The sequence below is a fragment of the Belliella aquatica genome (assembly GCF_014637795.1).
Taxonomy (GTDB): Bacteria; Bacteroidota; Bacteroidia; order Cytophagales; family Cyclobacteriaceae; genus Belliella; species Belliella aquatica.
Genome location: NZ_BMFD01000037.1, coordinates 1 through 5021 on the forward strand (window position 1 = coordinate 1; position 5021 = coordinate 5021).

Sequence of the window (5021 nt, forward strand, 5' to 3'; positions counted from 1 at the left end):
CGAATGGTTCGGCAAGACCCAGCCTATCCACGACTGCGGAACATGCACAGAAGCTCAACACCAAGAAAACAGAAGAACAGAGTTGAAGTTGAGAAAGTAATTGAAAGTACAAAGTACAAAGTACGATGTACCAAGTGTGCAGTATAAAACAATACAAAACCCCAAGTGCTCTTTGTGTAAACAGAGAGCACTTCTTTTTTTGAGGAAAGCTAAAATTGACTACCAAGGTTTTTATATGAATTTTGAAAACTGTTTGTATGTCGTTTATATACAGATCATTTCGTTCGATTGGTCTTTTATTTTTTAACCTGCATTATTGACTTGTATTAAATGGTTTTTACGCAGGTTTCACTTTTTTTCAAAAGTATTTTTCACGTGTTTAGAACACTTAGAAACAGAAAAAATGTTGTTTAAAATTAAAAAAATGCATTTAATTTAAAATTTTCACTCATTTTGTTTGGATGTGAAATGCAAAATAATGTATTTTTACAGCAAATAAGTAGGTTTGATATAAATCGTTGGGTTTTAAAACAGATAAAAATGATGCTATTGGGCTCTTATTGAGGCTTTTAATATAAAAACAGGTATGGGAAATTATTTACAATTCACGGACAGCAGAATTTTATCGAAGAACAAAGCGAAATTATTTAAGGTAATTATTGAATGTTTTTTGATTCAGATTTACAACTTATATGTGGGAGCATGGCAAGGTACTTTTAGTGTATCATCCATACAGCACGCTTCAGATCATCAAAAATGTTTGTATACAAACTCTGATCTTGAGTGGTCAGACACGAAATATTTACTCTATTCCTCTAGCATATAATTATTCAAGATAATATTTAACAAAGTCATGTTTAGCATTTATTCAAATTTCAGGAAGGGAAAGTTCAGTCAGGGATTGACTATACAACTTTTCATAATTATCGGGCTGATTTACTCTTCAGTTGGAAGCTTACAAGCACAGCAAGTGAAAGAACTTCAGTCATATATGGCTGAGGAAAATATTGGCAAAGAAGATCGCTTATATAAGATGATTTATGGTGCAACTCCAACGATAGTGATTGCTAATAATACAAAAGTTAATCCAAAAGAAGCCTATCCTCAAAAAGTAGATATTGATGGCTCAAGTTTGAGGTTTTTAAATGAAAAAGACCCGCTTTTTAGAACTGTAAAGATGATTCAGATTCATATTACTAATTCATCTCAATTTGCTTCTATTTCTTTAGGAACGTCTTTATTTGAGTCATTCAGTAATCTAGAATATATTTTCATTTTGTCAGATGTTGCCTTGACTTCTCAAGAAGTTTTAAGGATGTCTGCAGGATTCGAAAACACAGATATTTTAATTTTTTACCAGGTAGCAATACCTCAATAATTCTTCTTAAAGCAAAAAATCATGGAAAATATTTACAATTTTCTTAAAAATATAAGGTTTGTTGTTCTAGCAGTAGTCCTTGTATTATTTGGAGGCAATCTACCTACTGCCACTGCTCAAACACAAAACGTTAAGCCTTTTGTAAAAAGAGTTGGGACCCCACAACCACCAAATGGAGTTTTCAATGTCAGAGGAGACTATACTTTGGTTGGAAATACAAACCTGACTTTACAGAATTACTCAGACGGGGGTAATAATTCAAATAATGTGATGGTATATGTGGATGTAGATGGCAATCCACAAACAGTTAATTCATCATCTGCAAATTTGGTTTTCTCTCAGGAAAATGGAGCAGATCCAAACTGTTCCGAGATTTTATATGCAGGGCTTTATTGGTCAGGTAGAGCAACAGAGAATGGTCCTCAAACCTTCAATGTGACGAAAACAGTCCCTGGATCGCCGCAGGCTGTAAATGAAAATCAAACACTCTTACATAATGGAGATGTTCAGTTTTCATCATATTCAATGTCAGTTTCAAGACAAGGCAATAATAATAATACAAGATACCCTCGATATACTTTTTCAGGAAATGGGAATACATATATTTTTGATTTTACCAATAATTCCGGAAATAATAGAGTACAAGTAAGAATTGGAAATGGTAATTTTGTAGATGTTCCTGTTAATTTTACATCGAATGGAGACATAGGTATTGCTACTTTTAATACTCCTTACACCTTTACCGATGGAGGAGTAACGATCACAATTAACTCCTTAACAAGAGATACTCGTACTAACAGAAATGAAGGTGAATATCGCAGCAACTCTTCGGCCTCGATCAATGTTGCAGGTACGACCATACCTCAAGTACAACAGACTTATAATCTTGATAAACGTAAAGTTAAAATCAAAGGTCCTTCGGCCTCTTCATACACTGAGCTTACTGCAAATGCAAACAACATCCTTTATCCTCAAGGGGCTCAGGCGGATATTTATGCGGGATATGTTGATGTTACCAATTATGTGAAACAAAATGGTATTGGTGAATATACCGTTGCCGATATTGCATTAGTGGAAGGGAATGGCGGGAATACAGGGTATTTTGGTCAGTGGGGAATTATTGTTGTTTATGAAAACTCAAAAATGCCTTGGAGAGATATCACCATTTTTGACGGATATTCCTTTGTGCAATCTCCTGGAAATGGTGCTTTGTCTACAGGAGAATTTGACATTACTGGTTTCAATGCAGTTCAAAATGGCCCTGTTAATTTCAAACTGGGCGTAATGGCAGGTGAAGGAGATAGAGGTATTTCAGGTGATTTTCTTGAAATTAGAAATGCTTCTAACAGTAGCTGGGTACCCTTGTCACATCCATTAAATACTACCACAAACTTTTTTAATTCCTCGATTTATACTCCTGTTCTTGATGCTACGGGTAACTTGGTTCAAACACCAAGAAGTCCAAATCTCCCAAATAATACGGGTATTGACATCGCTATGTGGAATGTGCCAAATGCGAACAATTCAATAATAGGAAATAGTCAAACATCTACAAGGTTTAGGTACGGGACGACTCAAGATCTGTATTCTATTTATATGGTAGCTTTTTCTGTAGATGCTTATGTGCCGGATGTTGAAGGACTTAATCTACTCACTTCATTAAATGGAAATCCTGCTGGAATCAATCCAACCGTTCAGCCTGGGGAAGATATTACCTATACACTTGAAATTAGGAATAGGGGTACAGAAGCAGTTCAGGATTTAGAAGTTGTTATTCCTATTCCATTTACAGCTTCTTTTTCAGGGGATTTAAGTGATATTATTTCACAAGTTAATTTTTCTGGTGGAAATGCTCAGTCACCAATTTTCGATCCGACAGCAGGGTCTACGGGGTCTATCATATGGAAGATTAATAACCTGCCTTTACCAGCAAGCGGGGATCCAAATGATGTACTTGCCACGCTTACTTACACACTTCAAGCCACTGAAAATTGTTTTGTTCTTGCTCAGGCTGATTGTGAAGCATTTATTGAGACAGTAGGTATACTTAGAGGTAAAGGAGCTGTATCACAGAGTACTTTCAATTCAGTACCATTCATCACTGGATTTAATAATGACGGATCATGTGAAGGTGAGCCTATCTCTACACCTGTCCGTATAAATATTATCAATGCTCTTGATTGGGTACAGACTAACTGTCAGGGAGCAAATCTTGAATTAGATTTCTTCTTCTGTAATGTAACAGCGGGAATTCCGGTAACAGAGATAAGGGGTAATTTTCCAACTGGTACACAATTCTTCAGTGGTCCCGACCCTTTAAATGACACTGAATTTAATGAAAACAACCCATTTCCTTCAACTGGGGGTCAGTTTTTTGCAATTCCACCAAATTCATCAGAATGTGTATTCCAGTTTGATATTATTGTAACAATTGTTACAACCAATCCTGATATACCTACTTCAGAGAATTTAACTTTCTGTCAAGGTGAAAATATTGGGAATTTGTCGCAGTTCATTTCCCTAAGTGCCGATGGTTTGGCCAATGATTATCAGTTATTCTATTTTACCGAATCAACTGGAGGAAATGCTATCAGTAATCCTGTTATTAACACAAATAGTTCTGGTGAGGTTACTTTTTGGGTTGCAGAAGGTCCTTCTTCAAGTTGTATTAGTGATAGAGTTCCTGTAACTATAACTGTAAACGCAAATACAGCTGAGCCAGCAGTATTGAATGTTGATGAGTGTCAGCAAGAAGGTACGGTACCATATAATGTCACAGCACTTCCGAATGCCACATTGTTATTTTATGCAGACAATAACCTAGGTAGCCTACCATTTGAGGCAACACCAATTGTTGACCTAAGTATCGCAGGAATCAATACAGTTTGGGTATCACAGGTTGTAGATGGCTTGTGTGAAAGTGCACGAGTTCAGGTATCTATATTAGTTAATGAAGCTCCTGATGCTCCAGTTTTTACTGGAAATATCACAGAATGTGCTGAAGCAACAATCCAGACTTTGAGTGCAAATGATGCGATTACCAGTTCAGGAAGTGTTGTATGGTATGATGCAGCTATTGGAGGAAGTATAGTTACTGACCCAACTTTGAATTCAATAGGAACAGAGACTTTTTATGCCGAAGCTGTTTCAGCTGATGGTTGTGTTTCTTTAGAAAGAACAGCAGTGACTTTAACAATTAATGATTGTAGAGTTGCTATTACAAAAACAGTTGCAGAAGGTCAAGAGCAGATTAATGCTCCTACCACTTTGAATTATACTATTAATGTAACTAACCTAGGTAATATTCCATTATCTGGTGTTGTTGTGACTGATCAATTGACAAATGGAACTACAGCATTGACTTTGGTTTCAGGTGATGCTAATAATGTTGGTTTTTTAGATACAAACGAAACTTGGGTTTACACAGCTTCATATGAAGTAACACAAGCCATGATAAATGCAGGAGATGCAATTGTAAACACAGCAATTGTTGATACTGATCAGACGGGAGAGGAAGAGGCTGAGGTAAGGACAGAGATTGATCAGTCACCATCCTTGACCATCACTAAAGTAGCAACAGAGCAGAGCTATGATGCAGTAGGAGATGTAATCAACTACACGATAGTTGTGACCAACACAGGAA

2 protein-coding genes are annotated in these 5021 nt (G+C 36.3%); both read left to right on the plus strand.

All coding sequences use genetic code 11. The features are described 5' to 3' along the window. The first annotated feature begins 853 nt into the window (after nt 1-853). Nucleotides 854-1378 carry a hypothetical protein gene (locus IEV57_RS19120; RefSeq protein ID WP_188444643.1) on the plus strand — a complete coding sequence of 175 codons (525 nt, stop codon included), beginning with the start codon at nt 854-856 and terminating at the stop codon, nt 1376-1378. Nucleotides 1379-1399: 21 nt separating this feature from the next. Then, nucleotides 1400-5021, plus strand: a 3622-nt coding sequence (locus IEV57_RS19125; protein ID WP_188444644.1) for an Ig-like domain-containing protein, incomplete at its 3' end; no start/stop codon positions are given.